This window comes from Methylopila jiangsuensis, from assembly GCF_027922305.1.
GTDB lineage: Bacteria > Pseudomonadota > Alphaproteobacteria > Rhizobiales > Methylopilaceae > Methylopila > Methylopila jiangsuensis.
The window spans coordinates 14,994-31,471 of the sequence record NZ_BSFK01000010.1 but is presented as its reverse complement, the minus strand read 5'-3'; the positions used below and the strand labels follow the sequence as shown (position 1 = coordinate 31,471).

At 72.4% G+C, this 16,478-nt stretch carries 17 protein-coding genes; 9 read left to right on the top strand and 8 right to left on the bottom strand.

Features of this window, described 5'->3' with window-relative positions; translation table 11 throughout:
- Positions 1–21: 21 nt before the first annotated feature.
- Entirely contained in the window at positions 22–615 is a 594-nt protein-coding gene (locus tag PKE85_RS09795; protein WP_271204562.1) for a cold-shock protein, read from the bottom strand.
- Positions 616–815: 200 nt separating this feature from the next.
- Positions 816–1,718, bottom strand: a complete 903-nt coding sequence (locus PKE85_RS09790; RefSeq protein ID WP_271204561.1) for a LysR family transcriptional regulator — start codon at positions 1,716–1,718, stop codon at positions 816–818.
- A gap of 133 nt (positions 1,719–1,851) precedes the next feature.
- Between PKE85_RS09790 and PKE85_RS09785 the strand changes: the two genes are divergently transcribed.
- On the top strand, positions 1,852–2,625 hold the full coding sequence (locus PKE85_RS09785) for an SDR family oxidoreductase (RefSeq protein ID WP_271204560.1): 774 nt from the start codon (positions 1,852–1,854) through the stop codon (positions 2,623–2,625).
- Between the two features lie 47 nt (positions 2,626–2,672).
- Here PKE85_RS09785 and PKE85_RS09780 read toward each other — a convergent pair whose 3' ends face one another.
- Positions 2,673–4,130: a sensor histidine kinase gene (locus PKE85_RS09780; RefSeq protein ID WP_271204559.1), complete on the bottom strand. Its 1,458-nt coding sequence runs from the start codon at positions 4,128–4,130 to the stop codon at positions 2,673–2,675.
- Between the two features lie 313 nt (positions 4,131–4,443).
- Between PKE85_RS09780 and rpmH the strand changes: the two genes are divergently transcribed.
- The 4 genes from rpmH to yihA all read left to right on the top strand — a co-directional run bounded on the left by rpmH (position 4,444) and on the right by yihA (position 7,569).
- A complete protein-coding gene (gene rpmH / locus PKE85_RS09775; RefSeq protein ID WP_020179492.1) occupies positions 4,444–4,578 on the top strand; it encodes a 50S ribosomal protein L34 in 135 nt (44 codons plus the stop codon).
- 7 nt (positions 4,579–4,585) lie between these two features.
- The gene (gene rnpA / locus PKE85_RS09770) at positions 4,586–5,011 is read left to right on the top strand and encodes a ribonuclease P protein component (protein WP_271204558.1); all 426 of its coding nucleotides are present in this window, start codon (positions 4,586–4,588) and stop codon (positions 5,009–5,011) included.
- Positions 5,012–5,024: 13 nt separating this feature from the next.
- Entirely contained in the window at positions 5,025–6,833 is a 1,809-nt protein-coding gene (yidC, locus tag PKE85_RS09765) for a membrane protein insertase YidC (RefSeq protein WP_271204557.1), read from the top strand.
- Positions 6,834–6,918: 85 nt separating this feature from the next.
- Entirely contained in the window at positions 6,919–7,569 is a 651-nt protein-coding gene (gene yihA, locus PKE85_RS09760; protein ID WP_271204556.1) for a ribosome biogenesis GTP-binding protein YihA/YsxC, read from the top strand.
- Between the two features lie 180 nt (positions 7,570–7,749).
- On the opposite strand, the gene PKE85_RS09755 is transcribed toward yihA, so the two are convergent.
- Genes PKE85_RS09755 through PKE85_RS09745 form a run of 3 tightly spaced genes read right to left on the bottom strand, consistent with a single transcriptional unit; the run spans position 7,750 to position 10,470 of the window.
- Entirely contained in the window at positions 7,750–8,616 is an 867-nt protein-coding gene (locus PKE85_RS09755; protein WP_271204555.1) for an SDR family oxidoreductase, read from the bottom strand.
- Positions 8,613–9,746, bottom strand: coding sequence for a tRNA epoxyqueuosine(34) reductase QueG (gene queG / locus PKE85_RS09750; RefSeq protein WP_271204554.1), 1,134 nt, complete (start codon positions 9,744–9,746; stop codon positions 8,613–8,615). Before queG ends, PKE85_RS09755 begins: the two co-directional genes overlap by 4 nt.
- 31 nt (positions 9,747–9,777) lie before the next feature.
- Positions 9,778–10,470 carry a glutathione S-transferase family protein gene (locus tag PKE85_RS09745; protein ID WP_271204553.1) on the bottom strand — a complete coding sequence of 231 codons (693 nt, stop codon included), beginning with the start codon at positions 10,468–10,470 and terminating at the stop codon, positions 9,778–9,780.
- 164 nt (positions 10,471–10,634) lie between these two features.
- Between PKE85_RS09745 and PKE85_RS09740 the strand changes: the two genes are divergently transcribed.
- Positions 10,635–11,507 (top strand): undecaprenyl-diphosphate phosphatase, encoded by an 873-nt coding sequence (locus PKE85_RS09740; protein ID WP_271204552.1) that lies wholly within the window; start codon positions 10,635–10,637, stop codon positions 11,505–11,507.
- Complete coding sequence (locus PKE85_RS09735) at positions 11,504–12,559, top strand: ATP-binding cassette domain-containing protein (RefSeq protein ID WP_271204551.1); 1,056 nt, start codon at positions 11,504–11,506, stop codon at positions 12,557–12,559. The genes PKE85_RS09740 and PKE85_RS09735 overlap by 4 nt, the downstream gene beginning before the upstream one ends.
- Positions 12,560–12,586: 27 nt before the next feature.
- On the opposite strand, the gene hrpB is transcribed toward PKE85_RS09735, so the two are convergent.
- Together hrpB and PKE85_RS09725 are read right to left on the bottom strand one after the other, a co-directional pair.
- Positions 12,587–15,052, bottom strand: a complete 2,466-nt coding sequence (hrpB, locus tag PKE85_RS09730) for an ATP-dependent helicase HrpB (protein WP_271204550.1) — start codon at positions 15,050–15,052, stop codon at positions 12,587–12,589.
- A 49-nt stretch (positions 15,053–15,101) separates the two neighbouring features.
- Positions 15,102–15,563, bottom strand: a complete 462-nt coding sequence (locus PKE85_RS09725; protein ID WP_271204549.1) for a tellurite resistance TerB family protein — start codon at positions 15,561–15,563, stop codon at positions 15,102–15,104.
- A 207-nt stretch (positions 15,564–15,770) separates the two neighbouring features.
- Here PKE85_RS09725 and PKE85_RS09720 point away from each other — a divergent pair, with 207 nt between their 5' ends.
- Together PKE85_RS09720 and PKE85_RS09715 are read left to right on the top strand one after the other, a co-directional pair.
- Positions 15,771–16,271, top strand: a complete 501-nt coding sequence (locus PKE85_RS09720; protein WP_271204548.1) for a TspO/MBR family protein — start codon at positions 15,771–15,773, stop codon at positions 16,269–16,271.
- Between the two features lie 9 nt (positions 16,272–16,280).
- Entirely contained in the window at positions 16,281–16,475 is a 195-nt protein-coding gene (locus tag PKE85_RS09715; RefSeq protein ID WP_271204547.1) for a twin transmembrane helix small protein, read from the top strand.
- The last annotated feature ends 3 nt before the right edge of the window (positions 16,476–16,478 follow it).

Genomic DNA, 16,478 nt, shown 5'->3' with positions numbered 1-16,478 from the left:
CGGCCCGCGCGGGGCCGCAAGTCAATGGGCGGAAGGACCGCCGCCGGCGCCTTCGGGGCGCACCTCGGCCGCCATCAGCCCCTTGGGGCCGGGGCCGTAGCGAACATGCACCTTCTGCCCCGGCTTCAGCTCCATGATGCCGTAGCGGCGCAGGGTCTCCATATGGACGAAGATGTCCGGGGAGCCGTCGCCGCGGGTGAGGAAGCCGAAGCCGCGCAGGCGATTGAACCACTTCACCTCCACCAGCTCCAGCGCGCTGGTGGGCGTGACGTTCACATGGGTGCGGGGCGCCGGCAGCTCGCCCGGATGGCGCGCCGTGCTCTCGTCCAACGACAGCACGCGGAACGCCTGCGCGCCCCGGGACCGGCGCTGCACCTCGCACACGATGCGCGCGCCCTCGGCGGCGGAGTGGAACCCGTCGCGGCGCATGCAGGTGACGTGCAGAAGGATGTCCGGGCCGCCGTCGTCCGGCACGATGAAGCCGTAGCCCTTGGCCACGTCGAACCACTTGATGACGCCCGACATCTCGTAGAGGTCGAGCGGAAGAGTGTCAGACAGCGCGTCCGTCGCGTCACGCTCGTTCGGAGCCCCGCTCCGCGGCCTGTCTGCACTCATACGAACCGCCCGCTCAAACACACACGCGGAGGCCCGATCGGCCGGGACCCGCCACGACTCACACGATAACACCCGAACCCGCGAGGGAAAGCAAAAAATGGCTCAATCGTGGCGCAGGCGGCGCAACTCCGTGGCGGCAGATCGGAAAGTCGGTCGCGGAGCGCGGCCGCCGCCCCTTCGCGACGAGGGCGCGGCCGGACTCATCTGAACGCCGCCTCCCGCAGCAGCGCCTCCAGCCAGTCGGCGAACACCGACAGCCGGCGGGAGAGGTGCCGGCGGTTGGGGTAGAGCAGCGTCATGGGCGCGGGCTCGGCGCGGTGGCCGGGCATGACCTCCACCAGCTCGCCCGCCTCCAGATGCGCCCGCACGTCGTAGGCGGGAATCTGGATCAGGCCGAGACCCGCGAGGCAGCAGGCGATGTAGGCCTCGGCGCTGTTGACCGTGACCCGCCCAGGCATCGGCCGAGCGCGGCGCGCCCCGCGCTCGACCCACTCCCAGGGCTCCACGCGGCCCGTGGAGGGCGAGGCGTAGTTCACCGCCAGATGGCCGTCGAGGTCGTCGGGATGGGCGGGCGCGCCATGCCGCACCAGATAGGACGGGCTCGCCACGTTGATGAACGGCAGCGCCCCGATGGGACGTGCGATCAGGCCGGAATCGTCCAGCGGGCCGACCCGCAGCGCGGCGTCCACCGCGTCCTCGATCAGGTCCACGGCGCGGTCGGTCACCCCGAGATGGATCTCCATGTCCGGATAGCGGTCGAGGAAGTCCGGCAGCGCCGGCGCGACGATCAGCCGGCCGATCCGCCCGGGCATGTCCACCTTCAGCACGCCCGACGGGCGCGAGGCGCTCCGCCGGAACAGGGTCTCCGCCTCCTCCACATCGGCCACGAGGCGCAGGCAGCGCTCGTAGAACGCGCCGCCGTCCTGCGTCGGCGCGACCTTGCGGGTGGTGCGGTGGAGCAGGCGCGCGCCGACGCGCGCCTCGAGTTCGCTCACCGCCGCCGAGACCGAGGAGCGCGGCAGGCCGAGACCGTGCGCGGCCTTGGTGAAGCTCGAGCACTCCACCACCCGGGCGAAGATGCGGAACAGGTCGATGCGGTCCATAGCCACCCGTCCGATTGTTCGCCATTTCCGACATATGACGTCAGATTGGCGGCGTTTATCAATCGGGCGAGGACAATATTGTCGTCTCCGAAAGGGCTGGCGCATCCGCGCCGCCGTTTGGAGACCTGCGCGCATGACCGATCATTCCATCACGGGCAAAACCGTTCTCATCGCCGGCGGCGCCAAGAATCTCGGCGGTCTGCTCGCCGTCGACCTCGCCCGCCACGGCGCCAAGGCGGTGGCGATCCACTACAACAGCGCCTCCGCCGCGGCGCAGGCGGACGCCACCGTCGCCGCGATCCAGAAGGCGGGCGCCGAGGGCTTCGCCTTCCGGGCCGATCTGACCACGGCGGGCGCGATGGAGACCCTGTTCGCCGACGCGAAGATCACCATGGGCTCGATCGACATCGCGGTGAACACCGTGGGCAAGGTGCTGAAGAAGCCCATGGTCGAGATCAGCGAGGCGGAGTTCGACGAGATGAGCGCCGTCAACTCCAAGTCGGCGTTCTTCTTCCTGAAGGAGGCCGGCAAGGCGGTCAGCGACAACGGCAGGATCTGCACGCTGGTGACCTCGCTGCTCGGCGCCTACACGCCGTTCTACGCGGCCTACGCCGGGACCAAGGCGCCGGTGGAGCATTACACGCGCGCCGCCTCCAAGGAGTTCGGCGCCCGGGGGATTTCGGTGACGGCGATCGGCCCCGGCCCCATGGACACGCCGTTCTTCTATCCGGCCGAAGGCCCGGAGGCGGTGGCCTATCACAAGACCGCGGCGGCGCTGTCCCCCTCCACCCCGACCGGCCTGACCCACATCGAGGACATCGTGCCGTGGATCCGCTTCCTCGTTTCCGAGGGCTGGTGGATGACGGGCCAGACCATCCTGGTCAACGGCGGCTACACCACGAAGTGAGGCTCTTCCGCTGATCCCCTCCCGCCCGTCGTCCCGCGCGGGCGCCGTCAGGCGCTGGCGCGGCGGCGGGCGTGGGCCTGCAGGTCGATCGGCCGGTCCGGCACCGTGATGCGGAAGGTGGCGCCGATCGCGCCGTCCACCAGCGCGATCGCGCCGCCATGGGCCCGCACCAGCTCCGCCGCGATGGCGAGGCCGAGGCCCGAGCCGCCGGTGCGGGTGGAGCCCTGGAACGGCTCGAACATGTGCTCGCGCGCCTTGCGGGGCAGTCCGGGACCGGTGTCCGACACCTCGATCACCGCCACCGAACCCTCGCGCCGGCCGGAGATGCGGATGTGGTCCCGATCCGGATCGGGCGCGCCGCGGCTCTCGAACGCCTGCACCGCGTTGCGGCCGAGGTTGAGCAGAATCCGGAACATCTGCTCCGGATCGGCGTCGAGCGTCAGGCCGCGCTCCACCGCCGCCGTGAAGCCGATCGGCCCGTTCGGCTCCAGACCCAGCGCGGCGCGCACGTCCTCCACCACGTCGGCGAGCGCCGTGCGGCGGCGCGCCGGCGGCCGCTCCTGCGCCCGGCCATAGGACAGGGTCGACTGGCAGAAGGCGATGGCCCGGTCCAGCGTCGCGATCAGCTTGGGCGCGAGCTTCTGCACGGTGGGATCGGCGACGGTCCCGAGCCGGTCCGACATGAGCTGGGCCGAGGCCAGCAGGTTGCGCAGGTCGTGGTTGATCTTGCTGACCGCGAGCCCGAGGGCCGCGAGACGCGACTTCTGCTGCAGCTGGTCGTGGATCTCGGTCTGCATCCGCGCCAGTTCGAACTCCGCGACGCCGATCTCGTCGGCGCGGCCGGAGACCGTGACGATGCGGCTCGCGTCCTCCGGCGCCGCGGCGAAGGCCACCATGGTGGCGGTGAGGCGGCGCACCGGGCGCACGATGATCCGGTCCAGCGCCACATAGACCAGCGCCGCGGTGAGGATCGAGATCAGCGCCGACAGCATCAAGACCGTGCCCGAGAAGGTGAGCATGGCCTGCCGCAGCTCGGTCTCGTCCACCACGATCTCGATGAAGTCGGCCTGGTTCGGCACCTCCGCCACCACGCGGGCCAGCCGCCCGCGCCCGTTCAGCAGCGTGTCGAGCGCGTCGGCCACCGCCGAGGCGCCCGTGTCCTCCCGCCGGTCGATGGTGATGTCCACCTCGTGAGGGATGTCGGACACCGCGAGCAGGCGACGCGCCTCGCCCGTCTTGAGCGCCAGCGCCTTGGCGCCCACGCTCTGCAGCAGCCGGCGCGCCAGCGCCTCCTCCACCGCGCCCTCCGGCGCGGCGTCGAGCGCCAGCGCCGCGGTGCGGGCGCGGTTGATCTGGTCGTCGATGAAGTTGAGGCGGAAATTCGCGATCGACGGCACGTAGATCAGCACTTCCGACAGCATGACGAAGGCCACGGTCAGGCCCAGCAGCTTGCCGGAAAGACCGAGCCGCCCGCTTTCAGGTGGTGAAATCGCGTCGTGCGTCATGTGATGGTCGGAGTGGCGACCCTTGGTGGGGTCCCTGCGCGGCCTCGCCGCCCTTTGCGTTCAAGCGCTCGTTCGGGATGAGGTCGCCCGGCTGCGAAGCGGCGCGACACGGGCCGCGATCATGGGGGCGAGCGCGCGGTTCGTCAAACCGCCGGCCGCGCAGACTGATTGACTTTCCGACGCCTCCGCCCTTATAAGCCGCCCCGTGACCGCGCCCGCGTCAGACGCGGGCTTCATTATTTATGGCCGGGGCCCGCGCCAGCTCACGCCGGAGGGCGGAGCGAGGCGGTCGCGGCGACCGGAGTATGACCCCGTGAAGCGCACCTACCAGCCCAGCAAACTCGTCCGCAAGCGCCGGCACGGCTTCCGCGCGCGCATGGCGACCGTCGGCGGCCGCAAGGTGATCGCCGCCCGCCGCGCCAAGGGCCGCAAGCGCCTCAGCGCCTGACGACCGCATGCCCCGCGCCGCGGCCGGTCTCGAAACCCTGCGCCGCCGCGCGGATTTTCTCGCGGCCAAGGACGCGGTGAAGATCGGCGGACCGCTCATTGGTCTGCAGCTTCGCGACCGCGGCGAGACCGACGCGCTTCCGCGGGTCGGAATCACCGTCACCAAGCGGATCGGCGGCGCCGTGGAGCGGAACCGGATGAAGCGGCGCCTGCGCGAAGCCATCCGGCTCACCCTGCCCGCGGCGGCGCGTCCCGGCTGCGACTATGTTCTGATCGCGCGGCGGGCGGTGCTCGACGCGGATTTCGCGCGCCTCGTGCGCGATCTGGGCGACGCCCTGCGGCGCGCCCATGGCCGGCTCGACCGGCCCTCGAAAGTCGGCGCCGCGGCGCCCGACGCCTCTCCCCCGCTCCCGCGGCCCCGAGGGGCCGCCTGAACCGCGGACGACAATGGACAACCGCAACACCATTCTCGCGATCGCCCTGTCGGCGCTGGTTCTCATCGGCTGGCAGTACTTCTTCGCCCGCCCGCAGGTGGAGGCCCAGCGCCAGCAGCAGGCGGTGCAGCAGCAGCTGACCGAAAGCCGCGAAAGCGCCCAGGGCGCCGGCGCCCCCCAGCCCGGCGCCGCGGCGACGCCCGCCGCTCCCGGCGCCGCGCAAGGCGCGGGTCCGGCCCGGACCCGCGAGGGCGCGCTCCAGGACAGCCCCCGCATCCCGATCGACGCCGAGCGCCTGCACGGCTCCATCGCCCTCAAGGGCGGCCGCGTGGACGACGTGACGCTCAAGGACTACCGCGAGACGGTGGACCCGAAGAGCCCGGAGATCGTGCTGTTCGCGCCGCTCGGCAGCCCGCAGCCCTATTACGCCGAGTTCGGCTTCGTGAACGCGCCGGGCGGGACCACCCCGCTGCCGAACGCCGACACGGTGTGGACGGCCGAGGGCTCCGGTCCGCTGACCACTGCGAATCCGGTGACGCTCACCTGGGACAACGGCCAGGGCCTGACCTTCCGCCGCACCGTCTCGGTGGACAAGGACTACCTGTTCACGATCCGGGACGAGGTCGCCAACGCCGCAGGCGGGCAGCCGGCCACGCTCTACCCTTACGCGCTGATCTCCCGCCACGGCGAGCCGCACGTCTCCGGCTACTACATCCTGCATGAGGGCCTGCTCGGCGTGATGGGCGAGGACGGCCTGCAGGAGATCGCCTACAAGAAGATCGCCGAGCAGGGCGCGCGCACCTTCCGCCCCACCGGCGGCTGGCTCGGCGTCACCGACAAGTACTGGGCCTCGGCGCTGATTCCGCCGCAGGACAAGCCGTTCAACGCCCGCTTCGCCTCCACCGACGACGGCGGCCGCGCCTACCAGACCGACTATCTGCTCGATCCCGTCACCGTGGCGCCGGGCGCCTCGGCCGAGGTCACCGGCCGCCTGTTCGCCGGCGCCAAGCAGGTGGCGGTGCTCGACCGCTACGAGAAGGAATATGGCGTCCGCCACTTCGAGCTGATGATCGACTGGGGCTGGTTCCACTTCATCACCCGCCCGATGTTCTACGCGCTCGACCTGTTCTACAAGATGGTCGGCAACTTCGGCATCGCGATCCTGATCGTCACGGTGCTTCTAAAGCTGCTGTTCTTCCCGCTGGCCAACAAGTCTTACGTCTCGATGTCGAAGATGAAGCTTGTGCAGCCGGAGATGATGCGCATCCGCGACCGGTTCGCGGACGACAAGCAGAAGCAGCAGCAGGAGCTGATGGCGCTCTACAAGCGCGAGAAGATCAACCCGCTGGCCGGCTGCCTGCCGATCGTGGTGCAGATCCCGGTGTTCTTCGCGCTCTACAAGGTGCTGTTCGTCACCATCGAGATGCGGCATGCGCCGTTCTTCGGCTGGATCCACGACCTCGCCGCGCCGGACCCCACCTCGCTGTTCAACCTGTTCGGCCTGCTGCCCTACGACGTGCCGCACTTCCTGCTGATCGGCGTGTGGCCGCTGCTGATGGGCGTCACCATGTTCATCCAGATGCGGCTGAACCCGGCGCCCACCGATCCGGCCCAGGCCATCATCTTCAACTGGATGCCGCTGTTCTTCACCTTCCTGCTGGCCTCGTTCCCGGCCGGCCTGGTGATCTACTGGACGTGGAACAACTTCCTGTCGATCGTCCAGCAGTGGGTCATCATGAAGCGGCAGGGGGTGAAGGTGGACCTGTTCGGCAACATCCGGGACACGTTCCGGAAGAAACCGGCGGACGCCGCCAAATCCTGACGCGCCTCCCGCGTCCCGACATCGCCCTCGCCGCTCCTTCCCGAAGGGGCCGCGGGGGCTTCGCGTTTCAGGGGCTTCCGCCGCCATGACCACCGACCCGACCGACGACGACCCCTATCCGGAGATCGGCCGCAAGCTGTTCGCCGGCCCGTGCGACTTCGTCATCGGCGCGGCGAAGCTCGAGCAGCTTCCGGCCATGGACCGGCCGGAGATCGCCCTGGCGGGGCGCTCCAACGTGGGCAAGTCCAGCTTCGTCAACGCGCTGACGGGGCGGAAGACGCTGGCCAAGACCTCCAACACCCCCGGCCGCACCCAGCAGCTCAACTACTTCGATCTGGGCGGAAAGGCCTATCTGGTCGACATGCCGGGCTACGGCTACGCCCAGGCGCCGGTGGAGCAGGTGCGCGCCTGGACAAGACTGGTGAAGACCTACCTGCGCGGCCGCCGCAGCCTCGCCCGGGTGTTCCTGCTGATCGACGGCCGCCACGGCCTGAAGACGGTGGACGGCGACGTGATGGACCTGCTGGACGCCGCCGCCACCTCCTATCAGGTGGTGCTCACCAAGATGGATCAGGTCCCGAAGGGCGAGCGGGACGCGCGCGTGGCCGACACGCTGGCGGCGCTCGCCCGCCGGCCCGCCGCCTATCCCGTGATCCTCGCCACCTCGAGCCGCGACGGCGACGGCGTGGCCGAGGCCCGCGCGGCGCTGGCCCGCCTGATCGACGAGCGCCGCTGAAGAACCGCTTCAGAGGATCGAATCGGGCGGGGACCGTTCGCCGTCATGCCCGCCGCAGGCGGGCATCTACGACTTTCCCTCGGTCGAAAGCTTGAGCACTCAAGTCGTGGATGCCCGAGACACGCTCGGGCATGACGGGAGCTTGAGCGGCGCGCGTCCCGTTTCCGGACCGCCGCCGCCTCACCCCTCCCGCGTGAGCGCGGCGATCCCTTCCCGGTAGGTGGGGTAGGCGAGCGCCACGCCGAACGCCTCGCGCAGCGCCCGGTTCGCCACCCGCTTGTTGGACGAGTAGAAGCTGCGGGCCATGGGCGAAATGTCGGCGGTCTCGAACGCCGCCTCCGGCGGCGGCGGCACGCCCAGCAGCTCCGCGGCGTAGGCCACAACGTCCTGGGGCGGCGCCGGCTCGTCGTCGGTGACGTTGACGATCGGTCCGGCCTGCGGCCGCGCGATGCCGGCCGCGAGCGCCGTGGCGATGTCGTCCACATGGATGCGGTTGAACACCTGCCCCGGCTTGACCAGCCGCTTGGCGGTCCCCGCCTTCAGGTTCTCGATCTGGTTGCGGCCGGGGCCGTAGATGCCCGCCAGCCGGAAGACCTGAACCGCCACGCCGGCGTCGCGCCCCAGCGCCAGCCACTCCCGCTCCACCGCGATGCGCCGCGCGCCGCGGACGCTGTCGGCCTCGGGCGGCGTGGCCTCGTCCACCCAGCCGCCGCCGGCGTCGGCGTAAACCCCGATGGTTGAGAGATAGCCGATCCACGCGAGATCGGGCGCCGAACGCAGCACGTCGCGCGCCGCCCGCAGCGTGGGGTCGCCGTGATCGTCCGGCGGGGCGGAGACCAGCAGGTGCGTGGCGCGCTCCAGCGCCTCCTTCAGCGCGGGCGCCAGCGACGAACCGTCGAAGCTGTGGGCGCGCAGGCCGTCCGCCGCCAGCGCCGCGGCCTTGTCCGGGGAGCGGGCGGTGACGTCCACCGCGTCGAAGCCCGCGCCGTGAAGCGCCACGAACCGCCGGGCGGTGTAGCCGCAGCCGATCACGACCAGCCGCCTCAACGCCCGTCTCCGCTCATCGCCATGGTCCATTCGCTGCGCACCTCCTCGTCGGTTTCGGTCGCGAGCGCCCGCTCGGCAAGAGGCGCGAGCGTCGCAGGCGCCGCGAGCCGCCGCAGCGCCCATGCCGCCGCCCCCCGCACCAGCGGGGACGCGTCCTGCGTCAGGCGCTGCGCCACGTCCGCCAGCGCCGCGTCGCCGGAATTGCCGAGCGCGATCGCCACGTTGCGGACGAAGCGGTCGCGGCCGATGCGCTTCACCGCGGTCTTGGCGAACAGGGCGCGGAAACCCGCGTCGTCGAGCGCCGCAAGTTCGGCCAGCGGCGGCGCCTGCAGCGCGTCCCGGGCGGCGAGCCGCGTCTCGCGCCCGGCCTGGGCGAACTTGTTCCACGGGCAGGCGGCGAGGCAGTCGTCGCAGCCGTAGATGCGGTTGCCGATGGCGGCCCGGAGCGCGCGCGGGATCGGCCCGGCGTGCTCGATGGTGAGGTAGGAGACGCAGCGGCGGGCGTCGAGCTGGTAGGGCGCGGGAAAGGCGTCGGTGGGACAGGCGTCGAGGCAGGCGCGGCAGGAGCCGCAGCGGTCGCCGGCGGGCGCGTCCGGCGGCAGTTCGGCGGTGGTGAAGATGGAGCCGAGGAACAGCCAGGAGCCGAAGTCGCGCGACACCATGTTGGTGTGCTTGCCCTGCCAGCCGAGGCCGGCGGCCATGGCGAGCGGCTTCTCCATCACCGGGGCGGTGTCCACGAACACCTTGATCCCCGCCCCTTCGGCGCCGAGCGCCGCCGCCACCTGCTTCAGCCGGCCCTTGATCAGGTCGTGGTAGTCGTCGCCCTGCGCGTAGACCGAGATCGCCGCGCGATCCTTGAGCCTCAGCGTCTCGCGGGGATCGCGCTCGGGCCCGTAGTTCATCCCCAGCATGATGACGGAGCGGACCTCGGGCCACAGCGCGCGGGGGTCGCCGCGCCAGTCCGCGCGGTCCGCGAGCCAGGCCATGTCGCCGTGCCAGCCGTTGTCGAGCGCCTGCGCCAGCCGGGCGGCGGCGTGGGGAATGGCGTCGGGCGTCGTCACCGCCACCGCGTCGAAGCCGTAGCCGCGGGCGCGCTCCACGATCCGGCACTTCAGGGCCTCCGGCGTCATCGCGGGCCTGAGCCGGGAGAAAGACCCGGCGTCAGAAGTCCAGATTGGCGTAATTGGCGGAGGGCTGCATGCCGGCCAGCGTCTCCGCCAGCAGCGGACGGAACGAGGGCCGCGACTTCACCCGCGCATACCAGCTCTTGGCGGTCTCGTCCTCGTCCCACGGCACGTCGCCCAGATAGTCCACCGCCGACAGATGGGCCGCGGCGGCGAGGTCCGCATAGGTCAGGCGCTCGCCGGCGAGCCAGTTCCGCTGCCGGGCGAGATAGCCCACATATTTCAGATGATAGCGGATGTTGGAGCGGGCCGCGCGGATGGCCGCCATCTCCGGCGCGCCGCCGCCGAGGCTGGTCGGCATGAAGCGCTTGTAGACCTTCTCGTGGATGAGGTGGCTCGACACCTCCTCGAAGAACTTCTGGTTGAACCAGGCGGTGAGCCGCCGCGCCTCCACCCGCTCGCGGGGGGCTTCCGGCAGCAGCCGGCGGTCGCCAAGCGCGAGGCCGCGGGTCTCGTCCAGATATTCGGCGATCACGTCGGCGCCCGGCACGGAGGGGATGCTCGCCTCCACCAGCACGGGCGTGGTTCCCGCCGGGTTCAGGTGCAGGAAGGGCTCGCGCCGCTCCCAGACCTTCTCCTCCACCAGATCGGCCTTGAGGTCGTATTCGCCGAGAGCGAGCCGCACGAAACGCGAATGCGGGCACAGAGGGTAATGATACAGAATGGCCATGGAGCCCGGTGTGCCAAGGGAGTGGGGCGAAGTGTGGCCGGCCCGCCGCGGACGCCGCCGGAACGTCGCGCGCGTGATGGCGCGACGCGGGAACCCCGTATAGAACCGGCGTCGTCGCGCGACAACAGCGAATCGGCGGCGTCATCTTCAGGGGATCGGGCGTCATGGATGTGGTGAGCCTGCTGCAGGCCGCGCTGCTCGGCTTCGTCGAGGGGCTGACGGAGTTTCTGCCCGTGTCGTCCACCGGGCACATCCTGCTGCTCGGCCACTTCCTCGGATTCCACTCCACCGGTAAGACCTTCGAGGTGCTGATCCAGCTCGGCGCGATCCTCGCCATCCTGCTGGTCTACGCGGGCCGGCTGACCGACATCGCCCGCCGGCTGCCCACCGACCCCTCCGCCCGCCGCTTCGTGCTCGGCGTGCTCATCGCCTTCCTGCCGGCGGCGGTGATCGGCGCCATGGCCCACGGCTTCATCAAGACCGTGCTGTTCGAGTCGCCCGTCACCATCTGCGTGGCGCTGATCGTGGGCGGCGTGGTGCTGCTGTGGGTGGACATGATCCGCCCCGACGACCGCTACGCGGTGCGCACCACCGACGGGCCCGCCCACGGCTGGGTCGGACAGGCCGAGCCGGACGTGCGCTACGACGACGCCACCCGCTTCCCCTTGTGGCTGTGCCTCGCCATCGGCCTGTTCCAGTGCCTCGCCATGATCCCCGGCGTGTCCCGCTCGGGCTCCACCATCGTGGGCGCGCTGCTGCTGGGCGCCGGCAAGCGGGCGGCGGCGGAGTTCTCGTTCTTCCTCGCCATGCCCACCATGGCGGGCGCCTTCGCCTACGACCTCTACAAGAGCCGGAACATCCTCTCCATGGACGACATGGGCCTGGTGCTGGTGGGCTTCGTCTTCGCCTTCATCACCGCCATCCTGGTGGTGCGCCGCCTGCTCGACTTCATCTCCCGCCGCGGCTACGCGCCCTTCGCCTGGTGGCGCATCGTGGTGGGCGCCGCCGGCCTCGCCGGCGTGATCGTCTACGGATGAGCGGCGTCGTCTTCGACGACGTGGTCGCCGGCGCCGGGCGGCTGAACGGCCTGTCCTTCGCGGCGCCGGCCGGGACGATCGTGGCGCTGGTCGGCGGCGACCGCGCCGCGCGACGCCTCGCGCTCGACCTGCTGACGGGCGCGGCCCGGCCGGCGAGCGGCGAGGTCCGGATCGGCGATTTCGCCGCCCGCTCCTTCGGCTCTCCCCTGCCCCACGGCGTGGCCCTCAGCCTCGACGGCGCGGATTTCGCCCCCCGCCGCAACCTCTACGACGCCATCGCCTCCGGTCTGCGCCAGCGCGGCCTGTCCCGCGCGGAGGCCGAGGCGCGCGCGCTTCACGCCGCCGACCGCTACGGCCTCGGCGGCGCGCTGGCGACGCGGGCGCGCGACGCGTCCCTCCCCCACCTCCGCCGCACGGCCCTCGCCCGCGCCTTCGCCCACCGGCCGCCGGCGATCGTGGCGGACGAGCCGTTCGCGGATCGCGCGCTCGGCGAGGCGGCCGCGGAGCTGCGCGCCCTGCGCGACGCCACCGGTGCCACGCTGGTCGTGGCGGTCGGCGACGCGGGCGCCGCGATCGCGCTGGCGGATGCGGCCGTGCTGCTGCGGGACGGCCGCGCCGAGGCGTCGGGCGCGCCGACGGCGCTCTACGAGCGGCCGCCCACCGTCGCCGCCTCCGGCTTCGGACCCTACGGCATGAACGTGCTGCCGGTGCGGGCCAACCAGACCGGGCTGTCGCTTGAGGACGGAACCACGCTGGGCGGCGCCAGCGTGCGCACCGGCGCGACCTTCGCCCTGCTCGGCGTCCGGCCCGAGCACCTGTTCCCGTGGGAGGGCGACATGCCGCCGGAGCACGGCGCCCGCCTGCCGGTGATCGTCGAGAACGTCCAGTCCACCGGCGCGGACCTGTTCGCGACCGGCCGCATCGGCGCGTTCTCCGTCACCGCGCGGCTGCCGGCAGGAACAAGCCTGACGGTCGGCGCGCCGGCGCAGTTCGGCGTGAAGGGCGAACACCTGCACATGTTCGATCCGCGCACGGGCGAACGGCTGGCCTGACGCTCCTTACGTCCCGCGGGCTGTCTCTTACGTCCCGCGGGGCTTGGCGCGGCTGGTGGCTTGCGCCCCGGCGGGATCCTCCGGCCAGACGTGCCGCGGGTAGCGGCCGCGCATTTCGGCGCGCACCTCCTTCCACGAGCCGGCCCAGAAGCCCGGCAGGTCCTTCGTCACCTGGATCGGCCGATGGGCCGGCGACAGCAGCCGCAGCGTCAGCGGCCGGCGGCCGCCCGCTATGGACGGATGCCGGTTCAGGCCGAACAGCTCCTGCACCCGCACGTCGAGCGCCGGGCCTTCGACGTCGGAATAGTCGATCGGCAGGCGCGAGCCCGAGGGGGCGTTGAAATGGGTCGGCGCCTCGGCGTCGAGCCGCCGGCGCAGGGCGTACGGGACCAGCAGGTCGAGCGCGGCGGAGAGATGCTCCTCGCGCACGTCCCGGAGCGCCGTGGCGTGGGTCAGGAACGGCGCCAGCCAGTCGCCGGCTGTGGCCGTGAGCGTCTCATGCGACAGGTCGGGCCAGTCGCCGTCCGGCTCGGCCTCCCGCAGGAAGCGGACGCGCTCCAGCAGCGCCAGCGCGGACCGGCCCCACGGCAGGCGGTCGAGGCCCGCGCCCGCGAGCCCTTCCGCCAGCGCCGCCGCCGTCTCCGGACCGGGCGTCACCGCCGTCTGGCGCTCACTGAGCGTGAGGGCGCCGAGCGCCTCCCTCGCCCGGCCGCGAAGGCCCATGACGGCGAGGTCGAAGGCGACCTCCTCCCGGCGCCGGATGCGATGGGCCGCCGCCTCCCGCACGTCGTCTTCGGACACGGGAGCGGCGAGCAGGATGCGCCCCTCCTGCGCCACGCCGGTCAGGTCCAGCACGGCGAGATAGGGCTCGCGCGACAGCGCCTCGGCGGGGTCGAGCGCCGCGCCCCGGCCGTTAACGAGCAGGAAGGCGCCGGCCCGGCCGCGCGCCTTGGCGATGCGGTCCGGAAACGCCGCCGCGATCACCCGCCCGGCCCGCTCGGGACGCGCCGTTTCCCGCCGGCCGCCGGCGGAGGTCAGCCAGCCGTCGGCGAGTCCCCGCGCCGCCTGGGCTCTGGGGCCGCGCTCGCGGGCGAAACGCTCCAGCCGATGGACGAGATCGGGCCCGTCGCCGCCGAGCCCCCGCTCCACCGCGAGCAGAGCGATCTCGGCCGCGAGCGCGCCATCGCCGGCGGGAACCGCGTCGAGCAGCATGGCGGCGAGGCGGGGCGGCAGCGCGATCCCACGCAACCGCTGCCCCCGGGGCGTGACGCGGCCGTCGCCGTCGAGCGCGCCGATCTCGGTCAGCAGCGTCTTCGCCTCCGCCACGGCGGCGCGGGGCGGCGGATCGAGAAACGGCAGCGCGGCGGGGTCCGAGACGCCCCAGGCGGCGAGGTCGAGCATGAAGCCGGACAGGTCGCTCGACAGGATTTCGGGCCGCGCGAAGGGCGCGAGGCTGCGGGTGGCGGCCTCGTCCCACAGCCGGTAGCACACCCCCGGCCCGGTGCGTCCCGCGCGGCCCCGGCGCTGGTCGGCGGAGGCGAGCGACACCCGCACGGTCTCCAGACGGGTGATCCCGAGCGCGGGCTCGTGCGCCGCGACGCGGGCGAGGCCTGAGTCGATCACCACCCGCACGCCCTCCAGCGTCAGCGAGGTCTCGGCGATGGCGGTGGCGAGCGTCACCTTGCGGCGGCCGGGGGCGGCCGGCGAGACCGCCGCGTCCTGCTCCCGCGGGTCGAGCCCGCCATGAAGCTCCACCACGTCCACGTCCTCGGGAAGCCCGATCTCCTCCAGCCGCCGGGCCGCGCGGCGGATTTCGCCGCGGCCCGGCAGGAACGCCAGCACGCCGCCGCGCTCCTCGGCGAGCGCCCGCCGGACCGTGGCGGCCACCGCGTCCTCCAGCCGGCCGCGGGGATCGCGCGGCGCATGGCGGGTCTCCACGGGGAAGGCGCGGCCCGCGCTCTCCACCTGCGCGGCGCCCGGCATCAGCGCGGCGACGCGCGCGCCGTCGAGCGTGGCCGACATGACGAGGAGGCGCAGGTCCGGCCGCAGCCCGCCCTGGGCGTCGAGCGCGAGCGCGAGGCCGAGATCGGCGTCGAGGGAGCGCTCGTGGAACTCGTCGAACAGCACGGCGGCGACGCCGGTCAGCTCCGGGTCGTCCACGATCAGCCGCGCGAACACGCCCTCCGTCACCACCTCGATCCGGGTGCGGGGGCCGACGCGGGAGCCGAGCCGGACGCGCAGGCCCACCGTTTCGCCCACCCGCTCGCCGAGCGTCGCCGCCATGCGCTCGGCCGCCGCCCGGGCCGCGAGCCGGCGCGGCTCCAGCACGAGGATGCGGCCGTCGCCCCGCCACGGCGCGGCCAGCAGCGCGAGCGGCGCGCGCGTGGTCTTGCCCGCGCCCGGCGGCGCGGTGAGCACGGCGTTCGGCCCAGCCGCAAGGCTCGCGAGAAGCTCGGGCAGAACGGCGTCGATGGGGAGCGGCGTGGCGGTCATCGTCGGGCAGGGATGCCCGGTCGCCCCGGCTCTGGCAAGGGTTCGGAAATCAGCCGCCGCGCACGCGCGCCGCCACCCGGCGCTTCAGCTCCACCCGCTCGCGGCTGGAGACGCCGAGCAGTTCGGCCGCGCGCCAGACCACGTTGTCCTCGAGCTCGTGGACCGCGCCGTCCGCGAACACGATCTCCCACATCATCTCCACCACGGCGGCGCGCCCCTCCCCGTCCAGCGCCCGCTTCAGCACGCTGGTGAAGGCGTAGAGGTCGACCGCGTCCTCGTCCCTGCGGCGGGCGAGCTCGATCAGCTCCTCGGTCTCGGCGTCGCCCAGCCCGAAGCGGGCCTTCAGCACCGCGCGCAGCGCCTCGCGCTCGTGCGGTTCGGCCACGCCGTCGATCTGGATCAGGTGGACCAGCAGCGCCGCCGCGGCGACCCGATGATCGGTGGCCGCGAAGTGGCCGCCGGCGTCTGCGCCGGTCAGCTCGGACATGAAGGATCGCAGACTGTCGAGCATCCCGCCTCCCGGCGCGCACGGCCGTTTTTCCCACCGGTTTCGAGCGTATAAGGCGTCCGCCGCCGAGGGCGAGCGCGCCAGGGCCACAGCCGTGCCGAAAACGACGCGCCTCGAACGCCTCGGTTCCGACGAAGGACGGGGGCGGGCCGCGCGCGTCACGGCGTCTCGCCTCTCGCGGCGGCCGGCCCGGCGCGCTATGTGGATGCCATGACCGATCCCGCCGCGCCCCGCTGGTTCTCAGCCCGCTCCCTGCTCATTCTCGCCGCAGCGCTCGCGCTCAGCGTGGCGGCTTCCGTGCTGGGCTCCTCCGCCACGACGCCGAACCTGCCGTGGTACGACACGCTGGCGAAGCCGGCGTTCAACCCGCCCAGGCTCGCCTTCCCCATCGCCTGGACCATCCTTTACGCGCTGATGGCGATCGCGGCGTGGCGCGTCGGCGTTCTCGGGCGCGGCGAGGCGCGGCGCAGAGCCCTGATCGCCTATGGCGTCCAGTATGTCCTGAACGTGGGCTGGTCCTTCGCCTTCTTCGGCGCCCAGTCGCCGGCGCTCGGGCTCGCGGTGATCGGCGCCCTGCTGGTGGCCATCGCCTGGACCATCGTCCGGTTCCGGGTCGTCGACCGCGCCGCGGCCCTGATGCTGTGGCCCTATCTCGCCTGGGTGAGCTTCGCGTCGCTCCTGAACGCCGCGATCCTCGTCCTGAACCGCTGAGGAGCGCCCATGGCCGACTTTCTCTCCACCTTCGCCGTGCCGGCCGCGCTCGCGGCGGTGGCCATAGCCCTGCTGCTCGGGCTCGCCAACATGATGCGCGACGGCCCGGCGGGCCGGTCGCAGACGCTGATGCGCTGGCGCGTCGGCCTGCAGTTCGTGGCGGTGGTCGTCATCATGACCACCATCTGGTTCATGGGGCGCTGAAGC

Coding starts and splice junctions, on each gene's coding strand:
- PKE85_RS09780 (WP_271204559.1), bottom strand. CDS start 4,130: ATGACGCACGACGCGATTTCACCACCTGAAAGCGGGCGGCTCGGTCTT.
- PKE85_RS09795 (WP_271204562.1), bottom strand. CDS start 615: ATGAGTGCAGACAGGCCGCGGAGCGGGGCTCCGAACGAGCGTGACGCG.
- PKE85_RS09785 (WP_271204560.1), top strand. CDS start 1,852: ATGACCGATCATTCCATCACGGGCAAAACCGTTCTCATCGCCGGCGGC.
- PKE85_RS09740 (WP_271204552.1), top strand. CDS start 10,635: ATGGATGTGGTGAGCCTGCTGCAGGCCGCGCTGCTCGGCTTCGTCGAG.
- rnpA (WP_271204558.1), top strand. CDS start 4,586: ATGCCCCGCGCCGCGGCCGGTCTCGAAACCCTGCGCCGCCGCGCGGAT.
- PKE85_RS09745 (WP_271204553.1), bottom strand. CDS start 10,470: ATGGCCATTCTGTATCATTACCCTCTGTGCCCGCATTCGCGTTTCGTG.
- yidC (WP_271204557.1), top strand. CDS start 5,025: ATGGACAACCGCAACACCATTCTCGCGATCGCCCTGTCGGCGCTGGTT.
- queG (WP_271204554.1), bottom strand. CDS start 9,746: ATGACGCCGGAGGCCCTGAAGTGCCGGATCGTGGAGCGCGCCCGCGGC.
- PKE85_RS09725 (WP_271204549.1), bottom strand. CDS start 15,563: ATGCTCGACAGTCTGCGATCCTTCATGTCCGAGCTGACCGGCGCAGAC.
- yihA (WP_271204556.1), top strand. CDS start 6,919: ATGACCACCGACCCGACCGACGACGACCCCTATCCGGAGATCGGCCGC.
- PKE85_RS09720 (WP_271204548.1), top strand. CDS start 15,771: ATGACCGATCCCGCCGCGCCCCGCTGGTTCTCAGCCCGCTCCCTGCTC.
- hrpB (WP_271204550.1), bottom strand. CDS start 15,052: ATGACCGCCACGCCGCTCCCCATCGACGCCGTTCTGCCCGAGCTTCTC.
- PKE85_RS09715 (WP_271204547.1), top strand. CDS start 16,281: ATGGCCGACTTTCTCTCCACCTTCGCCGTGCCGGCCGCGCTCGCGGCG.
- PKE85_RS09790 (WP_271204561.1), bottom strand. CDS start 1,718: ATGGACCGCATCGACCTGTTCCGCATCTTCGCCCGGGTGGTGGAGTGC.
- PKE85_RS09735 (WP_271204551.1), top strand. CDS start 11,504: ATGAGCGGCGTCGTCTTCGACGACGTGGTCGCCGGCGCCGGGCGGCTG.